The organism is Pseudomonas sp. S2_A05, from assembly GCF_054668485.1.
The window spans coordinates 5,201,379-5,224,068 of sequence record NZ_CP162775.1; the positions used below are offsets into that span (position 1 = coordinate 5,201,379).

A 22,690-nucleotide genomic window follows, 5' to 3' on the forward strand; every position below is an offset into this window, starting at 1 on the left:
AACAATGGCTGAACGTCTGAATAACGACTTCCAGTTCATCGATGTCGGGCGCAAGGATCCGAAGAAGAAACTGTTGCGTCAACGCAAGAAAGAGTTCGTTGAAATCTACGAACCGTTCAAACCCCAGCAGTCGGCCGATCAGGCCCACCGCTGCTTGGGTTGCGGCAACCCGTATTGCGAATGGAAGTGCCCGGTGCACAACTTCATTCCCAACTGGCTCAAATTGGTCGCCGAGGGCAACATCCTCCAGGCCGCCGAGTTGTCGCACCAGACCAATACCCTGCCGGAAGTCTGCGGCCGGGTGTGCCCGCAGGATCGTCTGTGCGAGGGTGCCTGCACCCTCAACGACGGCTTCGGCGCGGTGACCATCGGTTCGGTCGAGAAGTACATCACCGACACCGCGTTCGCCATGGGCTGGCGCCCGGACATGTCCAAGGTCAAGCCGACCGGCAAACGTGTCGCGATCATCGGCGCAGGCCCGGCGGGTCTGGGTTGCGCCGACGTGCTGGTGCGTGGCGGTGTAACCCCGGTGGTGTTCGACAAGAACCCGGAAATCGGTGGCCTGCTGACCTTCGGCATCCCCGAGTTCAAGCTGGAAAAGACCGTGCTGAGCAATCGTCGCGAAGTCTTCACCGGCATGGGCATCGAGTTCCGTCTCAACACCGAAGTCGGTAAAGACGTGACCATGGAACAACTGCTCGCCGAATACGACGCGGTGTTCATGGGCATGGGCACCTACACCTACATGAAGGGCGGTTTTGCCGGGGAGGATCTGCCGGGCGTTTATGACGCGCTGGATTTCCTCATTGCCAACGTCAACCGCAACCTGGGCTTTGAAAAGTCGCCGGAAGATTTCGTCGACATGAAAGGCAAGAAGGTCGTGGTACTCGGCGGCGGCGACACGGCGATGGACTGCAACCGCACCTCGATCCGTCAGGGCGCCAAGTCGGTGACCTGCGCTTATCGTCGTGACGAAGCGAACATGCCCGGCTCGCGCAAAGAGGTGAAGAACGCCAAGGAAGAAGGCGTCAAATTCCTCTACAACCGCCAGCCGATCGCTATCGTCGGTGAAGACAAGGTCGAAGGCGTGAAGGTGGTCGAGACCCGTCTCGGCGAACCGGATGCCCGTGGCCGTCGCAGCCCCGAGCCGATCCCGGGTTCCGAAGAGATCATTCCGGCCGATGCCGTGGTCATCGCCTTCGGCTTCCGCCCGAGCCCGGCGCCGTGGTTCGAACAGTTCGAGATCCAGACCGACAGCCAGGGCCGCGTTGTTGCGCCTGAGCAAGGTCAGTACAAGCACCAGACCAGCAACCCGAAAATCTTCGCCGGCGGCGACATGGTGCGCGGTTCCGACCTGGTGGTGACGGCGATCTTCGAGGGGCGCAATGCGGCTGAAGGGATCCTCGATTACCTGGGTGTCTGATCACTTTCCAAAATTGGAATGGGATTAATTGTGGGAGCGAGCCTGCTCGCGAAAGCGGTGGATCAGTCAACAGAGATGTTGAATGTGAAGCCCTCTTCGCGAGCAGGCTCGCTCCCACAGTTGTTTCTCGGTGTTGCTGATAGCGCATTCCAGCGCGACAAATTGACCCGATAGACAAAAGGCTGACCCACATCCGTGCCTTTTGCCTCGCGCTCTGAGAAAATGCCCGCACTTTTTTTCCGGATGCCGACATGACTGCCCTGAAGAACGACCGTTTCCTCCGCGCCCTGCTCAAGCAACCCGTTGACGTCACCCCTGTGTGGATGATGCGCCAGGCCGGTCGCTACCTGCCGGAGTACCGCGCCAGCCGCGCGCATGCCGGCGACTTCATGAGCCTGTGCATGAATCCGCAATTCGCCTGCGAAGTCACCCTGCAACCGCTCGACCGCTACCCGCAACTGGACGCGGCGATCCTGTTTTCCGACATCCTCACCATTCCCGATGCCATGGGCCAGGGCCTGTACTTCGAGACCGGTGAAGGTCCGCGCTTCAAGAAAGTCGTCAGTACCCTGGCCGATATCGAAGCCCTGCCGATCCCGGATCCGCACAAAGACCTCGGCTACGTGATGGATGCGGTCAGCACCATCCGTCGCGAACTCAACGGTCGCGTGCCGTTGATCGGTTTCTCCGGCAGTCCGTGGACCCTCGCGACTTACATGGTTGAAGGCGGCTCCTCGAAAGACTTCCGCAAGACCAAGGCGATGCTCTACGACAACCCGCAAGCCATGCACCTGCTGCTCGACAAATTGGCGCAGTCGGTGACTTCGTACCTCAACGGCCAGATCATGGCCGGTGCGCAAGCGGTGCAGATCTTCGATACCTGGGGCGGCAACCTGTCGGCGGCGGCGTATCAGGAATTCTCCCTGGCTTACATGAAGAAAATCGTCAGCGGCCTGATCCGCGAGAACGACGGACGCAAAGTGCCGGTGATTCTGTTCACCAAGAACGGCGGCCTGTGGCTGGAAAGCATCGCCGAAGCCGGCGCCGACGCCCTCGGCCTGGACTGGACCTGCGACATCGGCAACGCCCGTGCCCGTGTCGGCGACAAGGTCGCGCTGCAAGGCAACATGGACCCGACCGTGCTCTACGCCAAACCGGAAGCGATCCGCACTGAAGTCGGGCGCATTCTGGCCAGTTATGGCAAGGGCAGCGGCCACGTGTTCAACCTTGGTCATGGCATCACCCCGGAAGTTGATCCGGAACATGCCGGCGCGTTCCTGCGTGCGGTGCATGAGCTGTCAGCGCAGTATCACGAGTGATCAGCGCCCAATAAAAAACGCCCGGCCAATGCCGGGCGTTTTCTTTTGCACGATCTAATGTCGTACCCAAATCAACTGTGGGAGCGAGCCTGCTCGCGAAAGCGGTGTGTCATTCAACACTGATGTTGCCTGACACAGTGCATTCGCGAGCAGGCTCGCTCCCACAGGGTTTTATGTCAGGCTTTGACACCCTGCAACGGCGGCAACTTCGCCAGCTTCAACGCCACCAGCAGGGCAATCAGCAACAACGCACCAATAAACAGGCCGATGCCGTTCCACCCGCCCAGATGCCAGAACACCCCGCCCGCAGTCCCGGCAATGCTCGACCCGGCGTAATAACTGAACAGATACAGCGACGACGCCTGACCCTTGGCGGTCAACGCGCGCCGGCCGATCCAGCTGCTCGCCACCGAGTGCGCAGCGAAGAAGCCGAAGGTGAACACCAGCATGCCGATGATGACCAGCAACAGCGGCGTGAACATCGTCAGCGCGAGCCCGGCGAACATCAGCGCAATCGTCGCCCAGAGCACTTTGCGCCGCCCCAGTTTGTCCGCCAGCGAACCGATCTTCGCCGAGCTGTAGATCCCCGACAGGTAGACCACCGAGAGCAATCCGACAAATACCTGATCGAGGTTGTACGGCGCAGCCAGCAAGCGGTAGCCGATGTAGTTGAACAGCGTGACAAACGCGCCCATCAGCACGAACGCTTCAAGAAACAGCAGCGGCAGGCCGGCGTCGCGAAAGTGCATGGTGAAGCCGTCGAGCAGGCTGCGCGGGTGCAGTGAGCGGGCGCGGAAGTTGCGCGACTCCGGGAGGATCTTCCAGAACACCGCCGCCGCGACCAGCGCCAGACCGCCGATCACCAGCATCGCCGTGTGCCAGCTGACGAAGTCGATCAGCACGCCAGTTATCAAGCGTCCGCTCATCCCGCCGATCGCGTTGCCGCCGATGTATAAACCCATCGCCAGGCCGATGTGTTGAGGATGGATTTCTTCGCTCAGATAGGTCATCGCCACCGCTGCCAGACCGCTCAATGACAGGCCGATCAATGCGCGCATGATCAGCACTCCGTGCCAGCTCGGCATCATCGAACTGGCGATGGTGCATAGCGCGGCAGCGAACAATGCCGCGACCATCACCGGTTTACGGCCGATGCGGTCGGAGATCGGCCCGGTGATCAGCAGGCCGAAGGCCAACATGCCGGTTGCCACCGAGAGGATCAGACTGCTCTGCGCCGCGTTGATCCCGTATTCGTGGGACAGCAGCGGCATCATCGGTTGCACGCAATAGAGCAGCGCGAACGTCGCAAAGCCGCCACAGAAAAGCGCCAGCACCGTGCGCATGAACGCCGGCGTGCCTTTTTCGATGTAGATCTCCTGCAGCTCGGCGAGGGCATCGTCGTCGGCTGCGGGCGGGATTTCGTGGGCAAGGGGCGCGACAGCAGTTTTCACTTCAGACCTCGGAAAGCACAGCCGGGCAGGCAATGAAAAAATCATATAGCTGGCTAATGTTTCTATCCAATATATTGTTCGACCTGTTTGATAGCTTTTGCGACCTAATGGAAATTCTATGGAATTGCGTCATCTGCGTTACTTCATCGCCGTCGCCGAAGAACTGCATTTTGGCCGCGCCGCACAGGTGCTGGGCATCTCCCAGCCACCGCTGAGCCAGCAGATTCAGGCGCTGGAGCAACAGCTCGGCGCGCGCTTGTTCGAGCGCACCAATCGTCGGGTCGAATTGAGCGAGGCGGGCAGGCTGTTTCTGCAGGAGGCGCGGCTGGTGCTGGCGCAGGTCGACAAGGCCGCGGATGTTGCCCGGCGTGCGCAACTTGGTGAGCTGGGTGAGTTGAAGATTGGTTTCACCTCGTCGGCGCCGTTCAACTCGACCATTCCGCAGGCGATTTTTTCCTTTCGTCAGCGCTTTCCGGCGGTGCATCTGAATTTGCGCGAAATGAGCAGCACCATGGTCGCCGACGCTCTGGTGGACGAGTCGATCGAAGTCGGCATCATGCGCCCGCTGGGATTGCCAGATTCACTGAGTGTTGTGGAGTTGATGCGCGAGCCATTGGTGGCGGTGCTCAGTTCCAAGCATCCACTGGCCCAAAGTAGCGATGAAGGCCTGTTTCTCTCGGCGCTGGCGCTGGAACCGTTCGTATTTTTCCCGCGCAGCTATGGCAGCGGGCTCTATGCGCAACTGCTAAACCTGGCCCGTGACGCCGGCTTCAGCCCGCACTTCGCTCAAGAGGCTGGTGAGGCGATGACCATTATTGGTCTGGTGGCGGCGGGCTTGGGTGTATCGGTGCTGCCAGCGTCCTACCAACGCATGCGCATCGACGGCGTGGTCTACCGCCCGCTGCTCGATCCCGAAGCGATTTCGGCGGTGTGGCTGGTGCAGCGCAAAGATCAGAAATCGCCGATGGCCAAGGCGTTTGTCGAACTGCTTACGCGCAAGGTTGAACCGCTGACGGTGTGAAGGCGGCTGGCGCTTTCGCGAGCAGGCTCGCTCCCACAGGGAAACGCATTCCAAGGTGGGAGCGAGCCTGCTCGCGAAGGCGTCGGCCCAAACATCACAGATTTCAGGGCAACCGCACCAAATCCCCCTTCAAAGCCACCCGGGTAACAAAAACTCCTGCCCGGCACTCGTAGGTATTCAAATCCTTGCGTACACGCTGGTCGTAGTAGCTGACGATATTGACCACCGCATTCGCCCCGACCCGCTTGGCATCAGCCTGCAATTTGATCAGATTCGACTGCAACACCCATTCACACGAAGCCTGATCGCTCTTGTTGAAGCCGTTGGTTTTCAAATCACTGACCACCCCTTGGCCAGCAACTGCTGAGTGCCCTGCGGCCCGTTGCCGATCAGGTAGAACTTCACACTGCCATCCAGCCGACCGGCGCGAATGGCGTCCGACAGCACGGTTTCGAAAGGCATGTACATGAGGTTGGTGGCATGGCTGGCACTTGGCAGCAGGGCGATAAGCGCAGCGGCCATCAGGGCTTTCACTTGCATGGTCATCTCCTTTGACGGTGAAAGAGACTGCGAGGGCAGGTGACGGTGCTGCGACCTGCATCAGCGAGTGTAGATGCTGCTGAATCACTGCAAATAAAAAGGGCGCCAAACGGCGCCCTTTGTCATTTCTGGCGTTTACTGAACCTTCGCCAGATCACCCTTCAGCGCAACGCCCGCCATGATCGCGCCGGCGTGGCATTCGTAGGTTTGCGCGTCCTTGCGCTCGTTGCGCTTGTAGAAGCTGACGATGTTGGTCACGGCGTTGGCGCCGGCGTTTTTCGCGGCCTGGTGCAGGCTGATGATTGCCGATTGGGCAACCCATTCGCAGGCGACTTCGTCGGACTTGTTGAAGGCGTTGGTTTTCTTGTTGGTCACGGCGTCGGCGCTGACCACGGTGACTTTACCGGCCGGGGTGTTGCCGGCCAGATAGAATTTCACGCTGCCATCGATCTTGCCGGAGCGGGTGGCTTCGGCGACGGCTTTGTCGAATGGCAGGTAGACCGCCGTGTCGCGGGCCTGGCTGACCGCTGGCAGGGCGCAGAGCAGCAGGGTAACGGCGGCGAATTTCTTGAAGTGCATGTAGGTCTCCTTGACCTGGATTGATTCGGTTATGCCCAGCGGCGGAAGATCAACGAAGTGTTGACGCCACCGAAAGCGAAGTTGTTGTTCATCACGTAATCGTGGTGCATCTGACGAAACTCGCCGCGCAGGTAATCGAGCTTGCCGCAGTGCGGGTCGACCTCGTCGAGGTTGAAGGTGTGCACGTAACGGTCGCTGTTGAGCATCTCGATGCTGAACCATGACTCCAGCGCACCGCAGGCACCGAGGGTGTGGCCGAGAAAGCTCTTTTGCGAGCTGATCGGCATGTGTTCGCCGAACAAGCCGCTGGTGGCCAACGTTTCGGCGATGTCGCCCTGTTCGGTCGCGGTGCCGTGGCCGTTCACATAGCCAATGGCGTCCGGACTGAGGCCGGCATCTTCCAAGGCCAGCTCCATGGCGCGGCGCATGGTGACCTGTTCCGGGCGGGTCGTGTGCTGGCCGTCGGCGTTGCTGCCGAAACCGACGATTTCCGCGTGAATGTGCGCGCCACGGGCGAGGGCGTGTTCCAGCTCTTCAAGCACCAGCATGCCGCCACCTTCACCAATCACCAGACCGTCGCGGCCCTTGTCGTACGGGCGTGGGCTGGTCTGTGGTGCATCGTTTTTCAGGCTGGTGGCGTACAGCGCGTCAAACACCATGGCTTCAGTCGGGCACAGCTCTTCGGCACCGCCGGCGAGCATCAACGGCAGGCGGCCGAACTTGATTGCTTCGTAGGCGTAGCCGATGCCCTGGCTGCCGCTGGTGCAGGCGCTGGAGGTCGGGATCAGGCGGCCGGTGAGGCCGAAGAAAATGCTGATATTGGCGGCGGTGGTGTGCGGCATCATCCGCACGTAGGAGTTGGCGTTGAGCCCCTCGGCCACCGAGTTGAGCAGCATGTTGCCGAAGGCTTTGATCTCGTCAGTGCTACCGGTAGATGAACCACAAGCGACGCCCATGCGCCCGTCCTTGATCGATTCGTCACCGAGCAGGCCAGCGTCAGCCAAGGCTTTTTCCGCTGCGCCGACCGCCAGTCGCGAAACCCGGCCCATGCTGCGCAACTGCTTGCGGGTCCAGTGCGACGGTACGAGAAAATCATCGATAGGTCCGGCCAGACGTGTGTTGAGTTCAGTGAAGCGATCCCACTCGTCCATGCGGCGAATGCCGCTGCGATTGGCCGCGAAATTGCCGGCAATGGTCGGCCAGTCGCTGCCCAGCGAGGTGATGCCGGCCATGCCGGTGACGACGACGCGCTTCATCAGCACAGGCCTCCGTTGACCGCCAGGACCTGACGGGTGATGTACGAGGCTTCCGCCGACATCAGGAAATTCACCGCAGAGGCCACTTCTTCAGGGGTGCCCATGCGTTGCGCGGGGATCATTTTCATCAGTTCCTCCACCGGCACGTTTTCGTCGAGCATGGCCGTGTCGATCAGGCCAGGGGCGACGCAGTTAACGGTGATTTTGCGCTTGCCCAGCTCGATCGCCAATGCCTTTGCCGCACCGATCACGCCGGCCTTCGAGGCGCTGTAATTGACTTGGCCACGGTTGCCGATCAGGCCCGACACCGAGGTGATGCAGACGATGCGCCCGGCGGCGCGACGACGGATCATCGGCATCATCACCGGGTGCAGAACGTTGTAGAAACCGTCGAGGTTGGTGCGCAGGACCACGTCCCAATCGTCATCGCTCAGCGCCGGAAACGCGCCGTCGCGGGTCAGCCCGGCGTTGAGCACCACGCCGTAATAGGCGCCATGGTTTTCAACGTCGGCTTCGAGAATGCTTCTGCAGGATTCGCGGTCGGCGACGTCGAATTGCAGGATGCGTGCGCTGCGGCCCAGCGCTTCGATTTCGGCCTGCACCGCTTGGGCTTCGGTCATGCCGCTGCGGCAATGCAGGACGATGTCGTGCCCGGCTTGCGCCAGACGCAAGGCAATGGCGCGGCCGATGCCACGGCTGGAGCCGGTGACCAGTACGAATTCAGTCATCGTGCGACTCCTTTGTCTGTTGCAGATATTGGTTGGCATGCGGCGGACGGAACACGTTCAGCCGGGCGCTGGCATGAATGCCGTCACCGTGGATGTGACATTCGAATACGCCCATGCCGTTGTCGTCTTCCAGTGAGCGCAGGCCGTGGATGGTCAGCACGCTGCCAGGCGCGAAGGCTTCGACGTTGCACTCGAATTTGCGCGTGCCGAGGAGAAAGCCCAGCTCCGGCGGATTGCCTTTTTGCCGGGCGTGGCAACCGGCGAAAGCGGCGACGCTCTGCGCCATCAGCTCAACGCCGACCCACGCCGGCAGGCTGCCGTCGGGCAGGTTGAACAGGCCGTCGGGCTTGACCGTGAGGCGAGTGAAAATCTGCTCGTCATCGAAGCGCTCGATGGCGTCGATCAGAATCATGTCGCCGGCATGCGGCAGCAGTTCGGCGAGCGGCCAGTGGCTCATGGGGCGTCTCCGATAATCAGGCTGACGTTGTTGCCGCCGAAGGCAAACGAGTTGCTCATCAGGTAGCGCGGTGCAATGGACGTCAGGCGTTCGCTCGCGGTCACCCACTTGAGCGGCGGCAGCGCGGGATCGGCCTGGCCGTCCCAGATATGCGGCGGTAACGCCTGCTCAGGGTTGTCGGCACTCAGGCTCAGCCAGCAGAACGCCGCTTCCAGCGCGCCAGCCGCGCCGAGGGTGTGGCCGGTCAGCGGCTTGGTTGACGAGCAGGCGACGCCTTGGGGAAACAGCGCCGCGACCGCCAGACTTTCCATCGCGTCGTTGTGCTGGGTGGCGGTGCCGTGCAGGTTCAGGTAGTTGATTTGCCCGGCTTGCAGATGCGCGCGACCAAGGGCTTTCTGCATGGCTTGCAGGGCGCCGCGACCGCTCGGCTCCGGCGCGGAGATATGGTGCGCATCCGAGCTGGCGCCCGCACCCAGCAGGGCGATTCCCGGGCCTTCGCCGCGCTGTTTGCTCATCACGAACAGCACCGCTGCTTCGCCAATATTGATGCCGTTGCGGTTGGCGGAGAACGGATTGCAGCGCTCATCTGAAACGGCTTCCAGCGATGAGAAACCGTTCAGCGTGAGCTTGCACAGACTGTCGACGCCGCCGCACAGCACCGCGTCGCACAGGCCCAGATCGAGCAGGCGCTGAGCGCTCATCAGCGCGCGGGCGCTGGAGGTACAGGCGGTGGAAATCACGTAGGCCGGGCCGCTCAGTTGCAGCCATTCGGCGAGAAAATTCGCCGGGGCGCCGAGTTCCTGCTGGCGATAGTCGTACTCGTGGGGAAATTGCTGTTCGCGGATGTAATGCGCCAGACCCCGGCTGGCCTCGTCGATGCCTGAGGTGCTGGTGCCGAGCACCACGCCTATGCGCTCGCGGCCAAAGGTCTGGATCGCACGATCGATGTCGTCCCGGATCTGCAGCGCGGCTTCCAGCAACAGCTGATTGTTGCGACTGCTGTGCTCGACCAGGTCCGCAGGGATCGCCGCCAATTCACCGTGTACGCCAGCCACAGGCAGTTCACGTTCGGCGACCCAGCCGGACTCGCGGCGCATCCCCGAACAGTCGCCGGCAAACAGATTGCGCGCGACTTCAGACTTGTCGCGGCCCAGGGCGCAGATCACGCCGAGGGCATTCAGGTAAGCGGTCATGGCGTCGATTCACCTAACTGGGAAACGCGATAGTGCGGGCCTTGGGGCAGATTCAATTGGAAGCTCAACGGTTGTGAATAGCGGACGTTCCAGCGCGCCGGCAGTGAACGCTGATCGGCCTGTTGCCGGGCGTCGGGATAATTGCGCAGCAGTTCGGCAGGAGGCGTCAGGGCGAACAGCAATGCGGCGAACAACTCCCGCGCTTCCGGGTTCGGTGGCAGCAGACCATCGGCCTGCCAGTGCCTGTCGATCAGTTGCTGACGGGCTTGGGGAATGCCCAGCGGATCCATCATCGACCAACGCGTGCCGGCGCCTTCGCGCTGGATCACCAGCAGCCAGTCCTGACGCTGCCCGGCTTGCTCGCGCTCAATGTGCAGTTGCAGCGGCAGAGGCAGCGTCGGGTTGGCCGCTGGTAGCGGTGGCTGGCTGGCGCAGGCGCTGAGCAGCAGGGCTGACAAAACGATCACCAGCCATGCAGCAAACCCTGTGGGAGCGAGCCTGCTCGCGAATGCAATCTGACATTCGCCACTTTGGCTGACTGATACACCGCTTTCGCGAGCAGGCTCGCTCCCACAGGGTTTCAGGTGTTCAGATCGATAGCCGTACATCAGACAGATTCCTGCAATGGCTTGCGCGCGACGACATTCACCAGCGTCTCTTCGCGCTCACCGAATGGCTTGGGTTTGCTCAACCCCAACCGCTCCAGCAAACCAAAATCCTTCGACCGGCTCCACCACAGATACGGGTAGGACACATTGCGCTCGGCAAACTCGAAGCCCTGCTCGCGGATCATCTGCAGGTAGCCGGCGGCGCTCTTCTGCACATGCATCGGATGGCGGAACAGCCAGCGAATCACCCAGGTATCAATGTAAGCCTCGGTGGATTCGGCGAACAGCAGATAGCCGCCTGGCTTGAGCACGCGATAGAACTCGGCCAAGGCCTTTTCCTGCTCGACCAGATGATGGAAGGTCTGGTGGCAGAACAGCAGGTCGACGCTGGCATCGGCGACGTTGAGCGTGGCGCAATCGCTGCCGATCAACTCGACTGGCATGCCCAGGCGGGTGGCCTCTTCGGCGCTGAGTTGCAAACTGTGCGGGTCGGCGTCGACGCCGATCAGTCGCTGCGGGGCGAAGGTCTGACGCAGGTGGCCGAAGGACTTGCCCTGACCGCAACCGGCGTCGAGCAGCACCGGGTGTTCCGGCAGCGGCTCACTGAATAATCCACGCAAATCGTTGATCGCCACGCGCAGCACATGGTGCTGCCAGGTGTGGCTGCGCAAGAACCAGAGACCGAAGCGGGTTTCCTCGACGTAACTGTCGCTCAAGTAATTCATGAGGCGTCCTGCGCGCAGAGTTGGGAAATCATCTTCAGCCGGCGCCGCGCTTCACTGACGAACGGGTTGCGCTCGTCCCAGGCGTAACCGGCGAGGATCGAGCAGATCATCCGGCGAATTTCCGCTTGGCTGTCCTCATAGAAAATCACGTCCTGGAAGGTGCCGGCGTACCAGCCTTCGACGTAGCAACGGAAGGTATCGACGCCGCGTTTCAACGGTTCGGCAAATTCACGTTGCCAGTCGACCGCTTCCCCCTGCAACTGACGATGCAGCACACCGGCGGCCATGCTCGCCGAACGCATGGCGATGGTCACGCCGGAGGAGAATACCGGGTCAAGGAATTCTGCGGCGTTGCCCAGCAGCGCAAAGCCCGGGCCGTGCAGGGTTTTCACGTTGGCCGCATAGCCGCCGAGGGTGCGCGCCGGGGTGTCCCAGACCGCGTTGTTTAGAACCCCGGCGAGGCTTGGCGTCTCGGCGATGAAGCTGCGCAGGCAGGCATCGAGGTCGCTGTCGCGGCCCCGGAAATGTTCTTCAGCCGCGACCACGCCCACCGAGCAGCGGCCGTTGCTGAACGGGATGGTCCAGAACCACACATCGCGATGCTCGGGATGGGTGGTGACGAGGATCTTTTCGCGGTCGAACGCCGGATTGTCGATGTGATCTTCGACATGGGTGAACACGGCCTGACGCACCGGGAAATTCGAAGGTGCTTCGAGGTCGAGCAAGCGCGACAGCACGCGGCCGTAGCCGCTGGCGTCCAGGACGAAATCGGCTTCGACGCGGTACTCGCTGCCATCTTCGCGGCGCACATCGAGTTGTGGTTTCGCCTGATCGAAATCGACGCTGACAATCGCATCGCCATAACGGATTTCCGCACCTTGCAATGCTGCTTGATCGGCCAGCAACTTGTCGAAATCGGCGCGCTGCACCTGGAACGTGGTCGGCTTGCCGGCGGTGAAAGTGTCGCCAAAATCGAAAGCGCTGTAGCGCTCGCCCCAGGCAAACGCCGCGCCGGTCTTGCGCTGGAACCCGGCGGCGTTGACGGCGTCGAGCATGCCGGCTTCTTCAACGAAGTCCAGGCAGTGGCTGAGCAGGCTTTCGCCGATGGAGAAGCGTGGGAAGTGCTGGCGCTCGAGCACCAGCACATCGTGGCCCTTGCGCTTGAGCAGGGCAGCGGCGATAGCACCGGACGGGCCGGCACCGATGATCACGACCTGACGGGATTCCATTTCAACGATTGGCACGTGAGCTCCGGGGCAGAGGACTGTTCAGATTCAGGGGCGCGCGATGCAGGCCGATCAGGGCCGGCAGCAGCGTCGCGATCAGGCCCATCAGCATCAGCGCGAAATACAGCGCCGGGGTGATGAGCTGTTGCTGCAACAACAGATTGAGAAAGACGATTTCGCTCAGGCCGCGAATGTTCAGCAGCACGCTTTCGCGCCAGCGGCTGGCACCCGCGAACGAGGCGCCCGCCCAACCGAGGCCGAGCCAGTTGCCGAGCAGTTTACTGGCAATCGGCAACAGCAGCAGCGCCGCCCACTGCCCGGCGTCGAGGCTGGCGAGGGCGCTATGCACGTCGATCTGAACGATGCCGAACGTGAGGATCAGCGGGATCGCGATCCATGTCTGCAAACGGCTCATCCAGCGCGCCGGCAACGGCAGCACCAACGGCACTTTCAACAGCGCCATGCACAGCAGGTAGCCGATGCCGAAAATCAGCGCGTTGAGTTTGTAATGCTCGGCCATGACCAGCAACGCGAAGAAGCCGAGGCTGTAGGTCAGCGGGCGACGCGCGCGCAGCAGGTGCAAAAGCAGCGGCACGCCGGCCATGGCCACAGGCAGCAACAGGCTGCTCAGGTGCAGGCTGCCTTGGGCTAGGCCGAACAGCGTCCAGCAAGTCAGATCGATAAGGATCGCGGTCTGCACCAGCCGCCGCGTGGCAGCGGGCGGGTAATCGATATGACGCAGGTACAGGTACAACACCGGGATCGCGGTAATGGCGAAGACCAGTCCGATGGCCAATGCGCTGAGCCACGGCTGCGACGGCAGCAACCAATACGCGACCGCCAGCCCGCAAGCGAACGGCACAGCGAAACTCGGCACAGCGATTTTTACGCTCTGGCGATCCAGACGCAGATCGATGACATCGCTGAGGATGTGCCCGAGCAGCAAGGCGAAGCTCAGGCTGTAGAGATCTTTCAGCCAGTCAGGGGCGATCAGTTGTGCGCCGCTGAGCTGCCAGCCCGGCTCGATCCAGAAATACATCAGCAACGGCAAACCGAAGCTCGCCAGCAGTAACTGGCTGACGATCGGAATCAGGCCGAAGTGACGGCCGACACGAGTCGCCAGGGCAAACAGCGCCAAGGCCAGCAACCAGAAGCCGAAGACCATCATGCCGCTGGCTCCGCAACCGGTTCATGGCGCCCGGCCCACGGCGCGAGCATGAAGCTGAACGCCAGGCCGAGGCTCACCGACAGGCCGAAATTGCTCACCGCCGGGGTGCTGGACACCGCCAGCAGGCCGAACGATAGCCACGTGGTGACGGCGGCGAGCAAGGTGCCGAGCAGGCTCACCGCCGCGCCGCCCACCTGTTCGCGCATGAGGATTGCGTAATCGACGCTGATCGCCGTCACCAGCAACAGGCCGAACAGGCTGAACAGGGTCAGTGGCTGACCGAGCCAGCCAAGGCTGGCCAGACTGCACAGCGCCGCCAGCAGCGGCAGGGCGACGATACGCAGGGCGCCGGTCAGGCCGAACGGCAGCATCAGCACCAGCACGATCAACACGCAGGAGGCCAGTTTCAGTTCGGCGGCGCTGATCTGCGTGGCGGCGAACACCTTGTTCAGATCACCGAGGCGATCGACCAGCACCACTCCCGGCAAATCGAGCGCCTGCACGCGCAACAACGACGGATTGTTCAAGCCCTGCAAACTGGTCATCGCTGCGACGCCGTCTTCAGTCGGTCCAAGCCACAGTGTCCGATACGGCTCACCGAGCGGGCCGGCCAGCGCGGCGTCGATGTCTTCGGCGGGCAGGGTCTGCAACTGCTGCAATTCATTTTGCAACGCAGCCGCCGGCACGCCGAGATCGAGCAGCGGTTGCCAGAACGACGGCAGCTTGTTCAGTGATTCGCGCACTTGCTGTTGCTGGCTCGGCGCACTGACCAGTTGATCAAGGGCCAGATAGCCTTGCAGTTTGTCGAGGTTGACCAGCTGCTGCAGCCGTTCGCTCAGCGCTGCCCGGCGCTCGAGCAATTGCTCCTGATTGGCAGCGCGGATCAGGAAGAACTGGCTGGTCGGTTGATACCCGGTGATGCGCGCGATGGTCTGCGCTTCGTCGGTCAGATGCTGCGGCGCGCCGACCCATTGGCGGATGTCGTTCTTGCTCTGCAACTGCATCAAGCCGCCGATGCAGAAGGCGATCAGCAGGGCCAGCAGCGCGGGCGTGCGCATGCAACCGAGCAGCGCCTCGCGCAGATGAATCAGGCGCTCGGCCAGACGCAGCGGCCATTGCGCCGGGCGCAGTTGGACATTTTTCAGCAGCGCCGGCAGCAGGCAGACCGCCGACAGATAGGCACCGAGCAAGCCGGCGGCGGAGAACACGGCGATCTGCGTCAGCGCCGGGAACGGTGTCCAGGCCAGCGCTAGGTAGCCGATAACGCTGGTGATCAGGCTCAGGGTCAGCCCCGGCAAGGTCAGGCGCAGGGCCGGCCAGCTGCGCCACGGCTTGAGGCTCCAGCTCTTGGACAGATAGTGCAGCGGGTAATCGACGGCGACGCCGATCAGACTCGAACCGAGCACCAGCGTCATCACATGCATGTGGCCGAACAGCGCCACGCAGGCCACCGCGCCGAACAGCATGCCGACCAGCACCGGAACAAATGCCAGCAGCACGCCCCAGCGGCGAAACGCCAACAGCAGCAACAGCAGAATGCCGACCGCCGCACCACCGCCGACCCAGGTCATTTCGCGGGTGGCTTGTTGCTGGCCGTTGGCGGCGTAGAGCAGGCCACTGGCGGCGAGCAACTGCACGTCGCCTTTCGCCGCCTGTTCGCGGCTGTGCTGGAGCAGCTCTGCCACTTGCAGCGGCAGATTCATATCGAAGGCGTTACCGGTGGTGCGCGCACGCAGCATCACCCAGCTCTTGCCGTCGGCATCGGCGACCAGTGCGCCGCTCCCAATGTCCAGTTGCACTGCGCCATGTTTCGGCTGGCTGTTCTGGATGCGCCCGGTCAGGCCCAGCCAGTCGTCCTGGCTCGGCACCAGGGTAAAGCCGCTGAACGGATCGAACAGCGCCTGCACCCGCTGCTGGATGAACGCGTCGGGGTGCTTGCTGAGTAGCTGCCGATCATCCGCCGAGAGCATCGCAAGGCGTCCTTGCAGCAATTGCTTGCGCAGCGCCGGCAAGTCGGCTTGCAGGTTCCACTGCACGGTTTCGAACAGACCGCTGGCCTGCCATTGTTCGCCCAGTTGTTGAGCCATGGTCAGCGCTTGCTGGCGATCGGCGTGGCCGACCAGCACCAGCATTTCGCGGTTGAGCGGCTCCTGCATGCGCTGTTCGGCGCGCAATTCCAGCGCGTCGGGATCGGTCCCGGGCACCAGCTCCATGAGATTGGCCGACAGCGGCGCACCGTCGCGCCACTGCCAGGCAGCCAGCGCGACGACGGCCAGCAGCAGGCTCAGAAACAGCCAGGGCAGCTTGCGTTCACTCGGCAAAGTCATGTTGCTCCGCTTCGCTCAAGGGTTGCTCGGCCGTGCTGTCCTGCATGCGCAGCAGGGTGCTGTCGCCCTGGGTTTCCAGCAGCTCGATGGTTTGCACAAGGGCGCCGCCGTCGATATTGATCTGCTTGAACACTTGCTTGAGCAGCACCGAACGCGGCGTCAGGGTCAGTTGCCACTGCTGCGCCGTGCCGCTCAGGGCCAGTTCGAAATCCCGCTGCAAACCGCTGCTGTCACCTTGCAGTACGGCGAGGAACAAACGGTTCTGCTCGGCGCCGGCGCTCTTGTTCGGCAGCAGTTGCCAGCCGTTGGTGTCACGGCGGGCGATGCCATTGGCGGTGATGCGGTAATCCTGTTGCAGCGGAGTTTTCAACAGCCACAGCAGGCCATGATTTTTAGCGAGGACGAAGCTGCCCTTGCTGATCAGCGGCTGCGGCAGGGCGCGCAGGTGTTTTTCCTGGATGAACTGGCCGTGGATAACATCCGGTTTCGCCAGTTGTTCACTCAGTTGTTGCAGTTCGAAGGCATTGGCCCATGACGACACGGCCAGCAGCGTCAACGCGCCGAGGCTTCTATAAAACACATTCATCGCAGCATCCTTTCCACGGCATCGGTGAAGACTTTGGGTGAAGCCAGTTGCATCTCGCGGCTGCTGACTTCGACGGCGACCTGCACGGAGCTGGCGCGGGTCAGGCGTTCGCCGGTCTGCAGGTCGGTGATCAGGTAATTGATCTTCAGACGGTTTTCCCACTCGACCAGACTGGCGCGCACGTTCAGCCGCTGGCCGAACACCGCGCCGCGCACGTAGCGAAGTTGCAGGTCGATGATCGGCCAGGCGTAACCCGAGTCGACCATGTGCGTGTAGTTATGGCCGATCTTGTCCAGCAGCGCACAGCGTGCCACTTCGAGATATTTGACGTAATGGCCGTGCCAGACCACGTGCATGGTGTCGACGTCGAAAAACGGCACCAGAATCTCGGTATCGGCGTGAAGCACTCCGGCACTACGCATGCAGCCTCCAGTGTTGCGCGGCGATGCGTTGCAGGCACAGGCGCAGTTCGCCTTCCAGGGCGCGGTCTTCGATGACCGGCGGGAAGTCCTTGCCCAGCTCTTCGTGCATCGCTGCCAGTGCCGGCGGCAGCGGGCGCGCATCGGCGGCTTGAGCGCGCAGCCACACGCCCTGATTGGCGGCGAGCAGCGTGGCGGCGGCGACCTGTTCGGTCAGCTCCAGCACGCGAATCGCATCACGGGCGGCGATGGTGCCCATGCTCACCTTGTCCTGGTTGTGGCACTCGGTGGAGCGCGAGAACACGCTGGCCGGCATGGTGTTTTTCAGTGCTTCGGCGGTCCAGGCGCTGGTGCCGATCTGCACGGCTTTGAAGCCGTGATTGATCATGGCCCGATCGGCGGGGGCGCCGGAGAGGTTGCTCGGCAAGCCGTGGTTGTAGCGCTCGTCGACCAGCAACGCCAATTGCCGATCGAGCAGATCGGCGACGTTGGCCACGAGGTTTTTCAGGCTGTCCATGGCAAAGGCAATGTGCCCGCCGTAGAAGTGCCCGCCATGCAGAACGCGCTCGGCTTCGGCATCGATGATCGGGTTGTCGTTGGCGCTGTTCAGCTCGGTTTCGATGAAGCCGCGCAGCCAGTTCAGGCTGTCGGCCAGCACGCCGAGCACATGCGGCGCGCAACGCAGCGAATAACGATCCTGCAGACGATGCAGTGGCGCGGTCGGCGCGTCGATCGCCAGATCCTTGCGCAGCCACGCGGCGACCTGCATCTGCCCCGGGTGCGGTTTGGCGGCGAACAGGCGTTCGTCGAAGTGCTCCGGGTTGCCTTGCAGCGCGACGACATTGAGCGCGGTGATGCGCGTGGCCAGTTGCAGCAGGTAATCGGCGCGGGCGAAAGCGAGACAGGCGAGGCCGGTCATCACCGCTGTGCCGTTCATCAGCGCCAGCGCCTCTTTCGGGCGCAGCACCAGCGGCGTCCAGCCGAGCTCGCGATGCACGTCGGCAGCCTGACGACGTTCGCCACGGAACAGCACTTCGCGCTCGCCGGACAGGGTTGCGGCGACATAGGACAGCGGCGTCAGATCGCCGCTGGCACCCACCGAACCTTCTTCGGGAATCAGCGGCAGGATGTCGTATTCGAGAAACGCGTGCAGACGCTCGAGCAGTTCGACGCGCACCCCGGAAACGCCGTGACACAACGACTGCAAGCGCGCCGCCAGCACCGCGCGGGTCGCCTGCGCGTCGAGCAGTTTGCCCAGGCCGCAACCATGAAAGGTGTAGAGATGACGCGGCAGCGCCTCGACGTGATGCAGCGGCACCGCGACCACGCAGGAATCGCCGTAACCGGTGGTGACGCCGTAGATCACACCTTCCTTGTCCAGCAGCGAATCGAGAAACCGCGCGCCCTTGGCGATGCGCTCGCGATAGTCGGCGTCAGCCTGCAATTCCACGGGCGCCTGACGGTTGGCCAGGGCCAGCACGTCTTCGATGCGCAAAGGGCGTTCGCCGAAGGTTACCGGCTCATGGGTTGGCGTCGTCATCGGTCTTCCAGAAAGGGTAAAAGTTGAACCATTGCTGCGGGGCTTCGAGGCAATAGTGACTCAGGCGCTGCGCGTAGCGAGTGGCCCACTGATGAATGACCTGCTCGCGCTCGCGGCGTGTCCACACCACCGCGTCGGCGAACGGTTCGAGAGTCAGGCGATAGTGGCCGTCGGGTTGCTTGAGGCACATCAGCAGATTGACCGGGCACTTGAGCAGGCCGGCCAGTAACCACGGGCCTTGCGGAAATGGCGCCGGATGGCCGAGAAAGTCCACCGTCACGCTGCGCCCGCCGTGCAGCGGCACGCGGTCACCGGCAATCGCCAGCCACTCGCCGCGTTCCAGCCGTTCGTGCAGTTGCAGCATGATCACCGGGTCGAGTTCGCTGACCTGAATCAGGCGCAGATTGGTCGCCCCGGCCTCGCCGAGCAGGCGATTGAATTGCTCGGCGTGCTTGGTGTGCACCAGCACGTTCATGGTGACCTTTTCGCCGATCTCCGCCAGCGCCCGGCACACTTCGAGATTGCCCAGATGCGCGCCGACCAGCAGTTGCCCGCGACTGCCGCGCAACTGCTTGCGCAGCAGCGCCGGGTCGATGATTTCGATCTGCTCGATGCTCAGCTTGCCGTTCCACACGTCGAGCTTGTCGAGCAGCGAATCGGCAAAGGTCATGAACTGGCCAAACACCCGCCAGTGGCTCGGGCGCAGGTCGTCGCGCCGGCTCCACTCAGCCAGCCGCTGCTGGTACTGCCAGGCACTGCGCCGGGCGACGCGGCCGAAGAGGAAAAAATACAGGACGATGCCGTACAGCAACGGGCTGAGCAGGCGCCGGCCGAGGACTTTGGCGGCGAACGCGGTGAATTTCATCAGCAGGAAACTTCCGCGCTCTTCGCGGTCGGCCCAGTGCTTCTTGTCGACTTCTTCGCTCATGGTTTCCACCGCCGCCAGAGGATCACCGGCCAACGCAGCAACATGCCGAAGAACAGCCGCGTGTGCATGCTGGAAATCAGCGCGTTGTCGTGGAACAGGCGGAAGTGCGACACGCCGTCCAGCGGGTAATGCACGCTGGTCTGCAGCCAGCGCATCGGCTGATTGCGCCAGGCCAGCCGCACAAGAATGTCCGAGTCGAAATCCATGCGCTTGCCGACCTTCGCCGAGTCGATCACGGCCAGAGTCGGCGCCAGCGGATAAACACGGAAGCCGCACATCGAATCGCGAATCTGCAACGACAGGGTGTTGATCCAGACCATCACGTGGGTCAGGTAGCGTGCGTACAAACGCCCTTTCGGCACGCTCTCGTCGAACAGCGGATAGCCACAGATCATCGCCTCGGGATGGGCGCGGGATTCGCCGACGAAGCGCGCGACGTCGTGCAAATCGTGCTGGCCGTCGGCATCGACCTGCAAGGCATGGCTGTAACCCAGACGCGAGGCTTCACGCAGACCGGTCATCACCGCGCCGCCCTTGCCCTGATTGGCCGTCAGGCGCACCAGGAAAACCCTGTCGCGCGCGGCCAGGGCGTCGAGCACCCGCGCGCAGGACGGCTCGCTGGCATCGTCCACCAGAATGCACGGCAGACCTTGTGCGAGCAGGGCATCGACCACGGTGGTGATCGCGGTTTCGTGGTTGTACACCGGGATTACGGCGCAGGGGTTATGCATGGGCAGGCCCCAGGAGAATGCGTCCGCTGGAACAGGTCGCCGTGTCATTGCGATAAGCGAAATACAACTTGCCGCGCTCGGCATCGAAACGCAGATGCAGCTGGATTTCGTCACCCGGGCGCACCAGTTGCTGGAATTTCAGCACTTCCATTCCGGCAAACGCGCCGTCCAGCTTCAGCAACTGCCGACCCAGATTCAGCGCCCACTCCACCTGCACCACCCCGGGCAACACCGGCGCCTTGGGAAAGTGCCCGCTGAAGTAGGCCAGGTCCGGCGGCACGCTGAGTTGCAGGCTCCACTCGCCGTCGCTTGCGCTTTGCTCCAGCACTTCGGGGGCTTTGGGTCGCGCGGCCAGCAGCAATGCTTCGACGTCGGCTTGCGCCAGTTTGCCCTGGCTGTTCAATGGCATCTGCCGCAGCAGGCGCCAGCGTCGGGGCAGGGCGAGGGCTTCGCAATGCTGGCTCAAATGTTTGCGCAGGGTCTCGGTCAGGCCACGGCGGCCGTGCTCGCGCAGGGCGAACAGGCCCGATTCGCTGAGCACCAGCAGCGCACCGAGCGAAGCGCGGTTTTCCTGGACCACACCGAGCCGCGCTTCGGCGACCCAGTCATGGGCTGCCAAGGCCTGCTCGAGCATCGGCAGCGAGATGCGTTTTTCTTCCAGTTTGACGATGCGGTCCAGTCGCCCCAGCAGTTCGAAGCGACCATCGGTGGCAATGCGTGCGGCGTCGGCGCTGTGTTCGACGTGGCCGGCAGGCAGATAAGGCGAAGAAATAAGCAGGGCGCCGTCGCTGTCCTGGCTCAGTTCGACGCCAGCAAACGGCCGCCACAACGACTCGCCCTGACGCCAGGCGATGCCGCCAGTTTCCGAGCTGCCGAGGATTTCCGTCGGCCATTGCTGCAAGCGCTGTTGCAGACTTTGCGCCGCTTCCGACGGCAACGCGCCCCCGGAGGAAAACACCCGGCGCACCGCGCTCAGGGCCGGCCAGTCGAGGTTGTCGCCCATGCGCTTGAGCAGCGCCGGGCTGGCGACCCAGGCGAAGGCCGGGTATTCGCGGCTGGCGCGCTGCAAGTCTTCGGAGAACGCCAGTTGCCGGCGCACGAACGGGCGCCCGGCGCACAATGGCCACAACACGCGAAACAGCAGGCCATAGATGTGTTGCGTGGCGACACTGCCGATGATGCAGGCTTCACCGAGGTCTGCGCCCCACAACTGTTCCAGCGCTTCGACCTCGTTGGCCAATTGGCGCAGGGTCTTGTCGATGCGCTTGGGCTCGCCGCTAGAGCCGGAAGTGCACAGGCTCAGGCGGCATTGATCGAGATCCAGTTGTGCACCGGGCAGTTCGGGCTGAGTGAAGTCGTCCAGCTGTGCATCGCCTGATTGATCGGTCAGCCATAGATCGACTTCCTGCGACCAGCGCTGACGCGTCTGCGCTTGCAGATCCGCCGGCAGCAACACGCTGACGCCGGCACGCCACGCGCCGAGCAGGGCGATGGCGAGGTCGGCGGCATCTTCCAGATGCACGGCCAGCCTTTTCACGCCTTGGCTTTGCAGACCCGCGGCGACGCTCAGGGCCTGCGCTCGCAGTTGCGTGTGATCGAGTGCCGGCGCCTGGCAGATCGCCCGTGCCGGCAGTGCCTTGAGCAACAGCTGCTCAAGTTTTATCCAATTCATGTACGGCCTCTTACCCGTTGTCGTATCAGCCATTCAATGGCAAACATCAGGCCGATCAATCCATAGGAGATCAGGCCGGTGTACAACATCCACCAATCCAGCGGCGCCCACAGGGTGAGGAGGGCGGCGCACAAACCGTTGCAGAAGAAAAACACGCTCCAGGCCAGCGTCACCTTGCGCGTGTAGCGAATGGCAACCTCCGGCAGCTCCGGCTCACGCAAGCGCGCCAGACGCTCGACCATCGGCGGGCCGAATTTCAAGCTTGCGCCGAACAGCACCAGCATGAATGCGCTGATCAGCACCGGGTACCAGCGCAGCAGCTGCGGGCTGTCGAACACCGCGAGCAGCAGGCAGAACACCATCGCCACGCACGCCATCCACAGGCTGCCGGGCTTGCGTTCGCCGGTCAGGGCTCGCGCCAGCCACAGGCTGCCCAGCAGCAGTGCAAATTGCCACGGGGCGAAATGCTCCATGCCGAAATACACCGCAAAGGGGTACAGCAGACCGGCCAGCAGCAGGCCCAGGCCGATCAGTCGGCTCATGCGGCCGGTTGAACCAGACGGAACACCGCCTCGACCACGTCACCGACGGTGCGCACCGATTTGAATTCTTCGGCGGCGATTTTCTTGCCGGTCTGGCGTTTGATGTGATCGATCAGGTCGACCGCATCGATGCTGTCGATTTCCAGATCCTGATACAGATTGGCTTCCATGCTTACACAAGCGGGATCCAGTTCGAACAGCTCGACCAGGGCATCGCGCAGGGTGTTGAAAATATCGTCACGAGTTTGCAT

General features: G+C 62.7%; 22 protein-coding genes and 1 pseudogene. 3 read left to right on the top strand and 20 right to left on the bottom strand.

Annotation, left to right across the window (positions count from 1 at the left end):
* Positions 1 to 4: 4 nt before the first annotated feature.
* Positions 5 to 1,423 (top strand): FAD-dependent oxidoreductase, encoded by a 1,419-nt coding sequence (locus tag AB4O12_RS23630; protein ID WP_007909438.1) that lies wholly within the window; start codon positions 5 to 7, stop codon positions 1,421 to 1,423.
* Between the two features lie 251 nt (positions 1,424 to 1,674).
* On the top strand, positions 1,675 to 2,742 hold the full coding sequence (gene hemE, locus AB4O12_RS23635; RefSeq protein WP_076565240.1) for a uroporphyrinogen decarboxylase: 1,068 nt from the start codon (positions 1,675 to 1,677) through the stop codon (positions 2,740 to 2,742).
* Positions 2,743 to 2,918: 176 nt separating this feature from the next.
* On the opposite strand, the gene AB4O12_RS23640 is transcribed toward hemE, so the two are convergent.
* On the bottom strand, positions 2,919 to 4,193 hold the full coding sequence (locus AB4O12_RS23640; RefSeq protein WP_056787358.1) for an MFS transporter: 1,275 nt from the start codon (positions 4,191 to 4,193) through the stop codon (positions 2,919 to 2,921).
* A gap of 118 nt (positions 4,194 to 4,311) precedes the next feature.
* Between AB4O12_RS23640 and AB4O12_RS23645 the strand changes: the two genes are divergently transcribed.
* Positions 4,312 to 5,214 carry a LysR family transcriptional regulator gene (locus AB4O12_RS23645; protein WP_056787362.1) on the top strand — a complete coding sequence of 301 codons (903 nt, stop codon included), beginning with the start codon at positions 4,312 to 4,314 and terminating at the stop codon, positions 5,212 to 5,214.
* A gap of 103 nt (positions 5,215 to 5,317) precedes the next feature.
* Here the strand turns inward: AB4O12_RS23645 and AB4O12_RS23650 are convergent.
* The 19 genes and pseudogenes from AB4O12_RS23650 to AB4O12_RS23740 all read right to left on the bottom strand — a co-directional run bounded on the left by AB4O12_RS23650 (position 5,318) and on the right by AB4O12_RS23740 (position 22,690).
* Positions 5,318 to 5,754, bottom strand: a pseudogene (locus tag AB4O12_RS23650) (excinuclease).
* Positions 5,755 to 5,889: 135 nt separating this feature from the next.
* Positions 5,890 to 6,333: an excinuclease gene (locus AB4O12_RS23655; protein WP_095181023.1), complete on the bottom strand. Its 444-nt coding sequence runs from the start codon at positions 6,331 to 6,333 to the stop codon at positions 5,890 to 5,892.
* Between the two features lie 29 nt (positions 6,334 to 6,362).
* Complete coding sequence (locus AB4O12_RS23660; RefSeq protein WP_150741717.1) at positions 6,363 to 7,589, bottom strand: beta-ketoacyl-ACP synthase; 1,227 nt, start codon at positions 7,587 to 7,589, stop codon at positions 6,363 to 6,365.
* Positions 7,589 to 8,317 (bottom strand): 3-ketoacyl-ACP reductase FabG2, encoded by a 729-nt coding sequence (locus AB4O12_RS23665; protein WP_460059800.1) that lies wholly within the window; start codon positions 8,315 to 8,317, stop codon positions 7,589 to 7,591. The genes AB4O12_RS23660 and AB4O12_RS23665 overlap by 1 nt, the downstream gene beginning before the upstream one ends.
* Positions 8,310 to 8,774, bottom strand: coding sequence for a hotdog family protein (locus tag AB4O12_RS23670; protein ID WP_056787367.1), 465 nt, complete (start codon positions 8,772 to 8,774; stop codon positions 8,310 to 8,312). Before AB4O12_RS23670 ends, AB4O12_RS23665 begins: the two co-directional genes overlap by 8 nt.
* A complete protein-coding gene (locus AB4O12_RS23675) occupies positions 8,771 to 9,967 on the bottom strand; it encodes a beta-ketoacyl-[acyl-carrier-protein] synthase family protein (protein WP_310219283.1) in 1,197 nt (398 codons plus the stop codon). Before AB4O12_RS23675 ends, AB4O12_RS23670 begins: the two co-directional genes overlap by 4 nt.
* Positions 9,964 to 10,575 (bottom strand): hypothetical protein, encoded by a 612-nt coding sequence (locus AB4O12_RS23680; RefSeq protein ID WP_460059801.1) that lies wholly within the window; start codon positions 10,573 to 10,575, stop codon positions 9,964 to 9,966. Before AB4O12_RS23680 ends, AB4O12_RS23675 begins: the two co-directional genes overlap by 4 nt.
* On the bottom strand, positions 10,575 to 11,300 hold the full coding sequence (locus tag AB4O12_RS23685; protein WP_125925750.1) for a class I SAM-dependent methyltransferase: 726 nt from the start codon (positions 11,298 to 11,300) through the stop codon (positions 10,575 to 10,577). Before AB4O12_RS23685 ends, AB4O12_RS23680 begins: the two co-directional genes overlap by 1 nt.
* Positions 11,297 to 12,544, bottom strand: a complete 1,248-nt coding sequence (locus tag AB4O12_RS23690; protein WP_460059803.1) for an NAD(P)/FAD-dependent oxidoreductase — start codon at positions 12,542 to 12,544, stop codon at positions 11,297 to 11,299. The genes AB4O12_RS23685 and AB4O12_RS23690 overlap by 4 nt, the downstream gene beginning before the upstream one ends.
* On the bottom strand, positions 12,531 to 13,694 hold the full coding sequence (locus AB4O12_RS23695) for a cation:proton antiporter (RefSeq protein WP_460059804.1): 1,164 nt from the start codon (positions 13,692 to 13,694) through the stop codon (positions 12,531 to 12,533). The genes AB4O12_RS23690 and AB4O12_RS23695 overlap by 14 nt, the downstream gene beginning before the upstream one ends.
* Complete coding sequence (locus tag AB4O12_RS23700; RefSeq protein WP_460059805.1) at positions 13,691 to 16,021, bottom strand: MMPL family transporter; 2,331 nt, start codon at positions 16,019 to 16,021, stop codon at positions 13,691 to 13,693. Before AB4O12_RS23700 ends, AB4O12_RS23695 begins: the two co-directional genes overlap by 4 nt.
* Complete coding sequence (locus AB4O12_RS23705) at positions 16,005 to 16,607, bottom strand: outer membrane lipoprotein carrier protein LolA (RefSeq protein ID WP_122601438.1); 603 nt, start codon at positions 16,605 to 16,607, stop codon at positions 16,005 to 16,007. Before AB4O12_RS23705 ends, AB4O12_RS23700 begins: the two co-directional genes overlap by 17 nt.
* On the bottom strand, positions 16,604 to 17,029 hold the full coding sequence (locus AB4O12_RS23710; protein ID WP_122508515.1) for an acyl-CoA thioesterase: 426 nt from the start codon (positions 17,027 to 17,029) through the stop codon (positions 16,604 to 16,606). The genes AB4O12_RS23705 and AB4O12_RS23710 overlap by 4 nt, the downstream gene beginning before the upstream one ends.
* Positions 17,022 to 18,566, bottom strand: coding sequence for an HAL/PAL/TAL family ammonia-lyase (locus AB4O12_RS23715; RefSeq protein ID WP_252879297.1), 1,545 nt, complete (start codon positions 18,564 to 18,566; stop codon positions 17,022 to 17,024). Before AB4O12_RS23715 ends, AB4O12_RS23710 begins: the two co-directional genes overlap by 8 nt.
* Positions 18,547 to 19,494, bottom strand: a complete 948-nt coding sequence (locus tag AB4O12_RS23720; protein WP_122881227.1) for an LpxL/LpxP family acyltransferase — start codon at positions 19,492 to 19,494, stop codon at positions 18,547 to 18,549. Before AB4O12_RS23720 ends, AB4O12_RS23715 begins: the two co-directional genes overlap by 20 nt.
* Complete coding sequence (locus AB4O12_RS23725; protein ID WP_252877295.1) at positions 19,491 to 20,225, bottom strand: glycosyltransferase family 2 protein; 735 nt, start codon at positions 20,223 to 20,225, stop codon at positions 19,491 to 19,493. Before AB4O12_RS23725 ends, AB4O12_RS23720 begins: the two co-directional genes overlap by 4 nt.
* Positions 20,218 to 21,897 carry an AMP-binding protein gene (locus tag AB4O12_RS23730; RefSeq protein WP_460059806.1) on the bottom strand — a complete coding sequence of 560 codons (1,680 nt, stop codon included), beginning with the start codon at positions 21,895 to 21,897 and terminating at the stop codon, positions 20,218 to 20,220. Before AB4O12_RS23730 ends, AB4O12_RS23725 begins: the two co-directional genes overlap by 8 nt.
* A complete protein-coding gene (locus tag AB4O12_RS23735) occupies positions 21,894 to 22,439 on the bottom strand; it encodes a COG4648 family protein (protein WP_310219269.1) in 546 nt (181 codons plus the stop codon). The genes AB4O12_RS23730 and AB4O12_RS23735 overlap by 4 nt, the downstream gene beginning before the upstream one ends.
* Entirely contained in the window at positions 22,436 to 22,690 is a 255-nt protein-coding gene (locus tag AB4O12_RS23740) for an acyl carrier protein (RefSeq protein WP_150638062.1), read from the bottom strand. The genes AB4O12_RS23735 and AB4O12_RS23740 overlap by 4 nt, the downstream gene beginning before the upstream one ends.

Excerpts from the sequence above, each read along its gene's own strand:
- AB4O12_RS23630 (WP_007909438.1), top strand. The coding sequence starts at position 5 with ATGGCTGAACGTCTGAATAACGACTTCCAGTTCATCGATGTCGGGCGC.
- hemE (WP_076565240.1), top strand. The coding sequence starts at position 1,675 with ATGACTGCCCTGAAGAACGACCGTTTCCTCCGCGCCCTGCTCAAGCAA.
- AB4O12_RS23645 (WP_056787362.1), top strand. The coding sequence starts at position 4,312 with ATGGAATTGCGTCATCTGCGTTACTTCATCGCCGTCGCCGAAGAACTG.
- AB4O12_RS23655 (WP_095181023.1), bottom strand. The coding sequence starts at position 6,333 with ATGCACTTCAAGAAATTCGCCGCCGTTACCCTGCTGCTCTGCGCCCTG.
- AB4O12_RS23660 (WP_150741717.1), bottom strand. The coding sequence starts at position 7,589 with ATGAAGCGCGTCGTCGTCACCGGCATGGCCGGCATCACCTCGCTGGGC.
- AB4O12_RS23665 (WP_460059800.1), bottom strand. The coding sequence starts at position 8,317 with ATGACTGAATTCGTACTGGTCACCGGCTCCAGCCGTGGCATCGGCCGC.
- AB4O12_RS23670 (WP_056787367.1), bottom strand. The coding sequence starts at position 8,774 with ATGAGCCACTGGCCGCTCGCCGAACTGCTGCCGCATGCCGGCGACATG.
- AB4O12_RS23675 (WP_310219283.1), bottom strand. The coding sequence starts at position 9,967 with ATGACCGCTTACCTGAATGCCCTCGGCGTGATCTGCGCCCTGGGCCGC.
- AB4O12_RS23680 (WP_460059801.1), bottom strand. The coding sequence starts at position 10,575 with ATGTACGGCTATCGATCTGAACACCTGAAACCCTGTGGGAGCGAGCCT.
- AB4O12_RS23685 (WP_125925750.1), bottom strand. The coding sequence starts at position 11,300 with ATGAATTACTTGAGCGACAGTTACGTCGAGGAAACCCGCTTCGGTCTC.
- AB4O12_RS23695 (WP_460059804.1), bottom strand. The coding sequence starts at position 13,694 with ATGATGGTCTTCGGCTTCTGGTTGCTGGCCTTGGCGCTGTTTGCCCTG.
- AB4O12_RS23700 (WP_460059805.1), bottom strand. The coding sequence starts at position 16,021 with ATGACTTTGCCGAGTGAACGCAAGCTGCCCTGGCTGTTTCTGAGCCTG.
- AB4O12_RS23705 (WP_122601438.1), bottom strand. The coding sequence starts at position 16,607 with ATGAATGTGTTTTATAGAAGCCTCGGCGCGTTGACGCTGCTGGCCGTG.
- AB4O12_RS23710 (WP_122508515.1), bottom strand. The coding sequence starts at position 17,029 with ATGCGTAGTGCCGGAGTGCTTCACGCCGATACCGAGATTCTGGTGCCG.
- AB4O12_RS23715 (WP_252879297.1), bottom strand. The coding sequence starts at position 18,566 with ATGACGACGCCAACCCATGAGCCGGTAACCTTCGGCGAACGCCCTTTG.
- AB4O12_RS23720 (WP_122881227.1), bottom strand. The coding sequence starts at position 19,494 with ATGAGCGAAGAAGTCGACAAGAAGCACTGGGCCGACCGCGAAGAGCGC.
- AB4O12_RS23725 (WP_252877295.1), bottom strand. The coding sequence starts at position 20,225 with ATGCATAACCCCTGCGCCGTAATCCCGGTGTACAACCACGAAACCGCG.
- AB4O12_RS23730 (WP_460059806.1), bottom strand. The coding sequence starts at position 21,897 with ATGAATTGGATAAAACTTGAGCAGCTGTTGCTCAAGGCACTGCCGGCA.
- AB4O12_RS23735 (WP_310219269.1), bottom strand. The coding sequence starts at position 22,439 with ATGAGCCGACTGATCGGCCTGGGCCTGCTGCTGGCCGGTCTGCTGTAC.
- AB4O12_RS23740 (WP_150638062.1), bottom strand. The coding sequence starts at position 22,690 with ATGCAAACTCGTGACGATATTTTCAACACCCTGCGCGATGCCCTGGTC.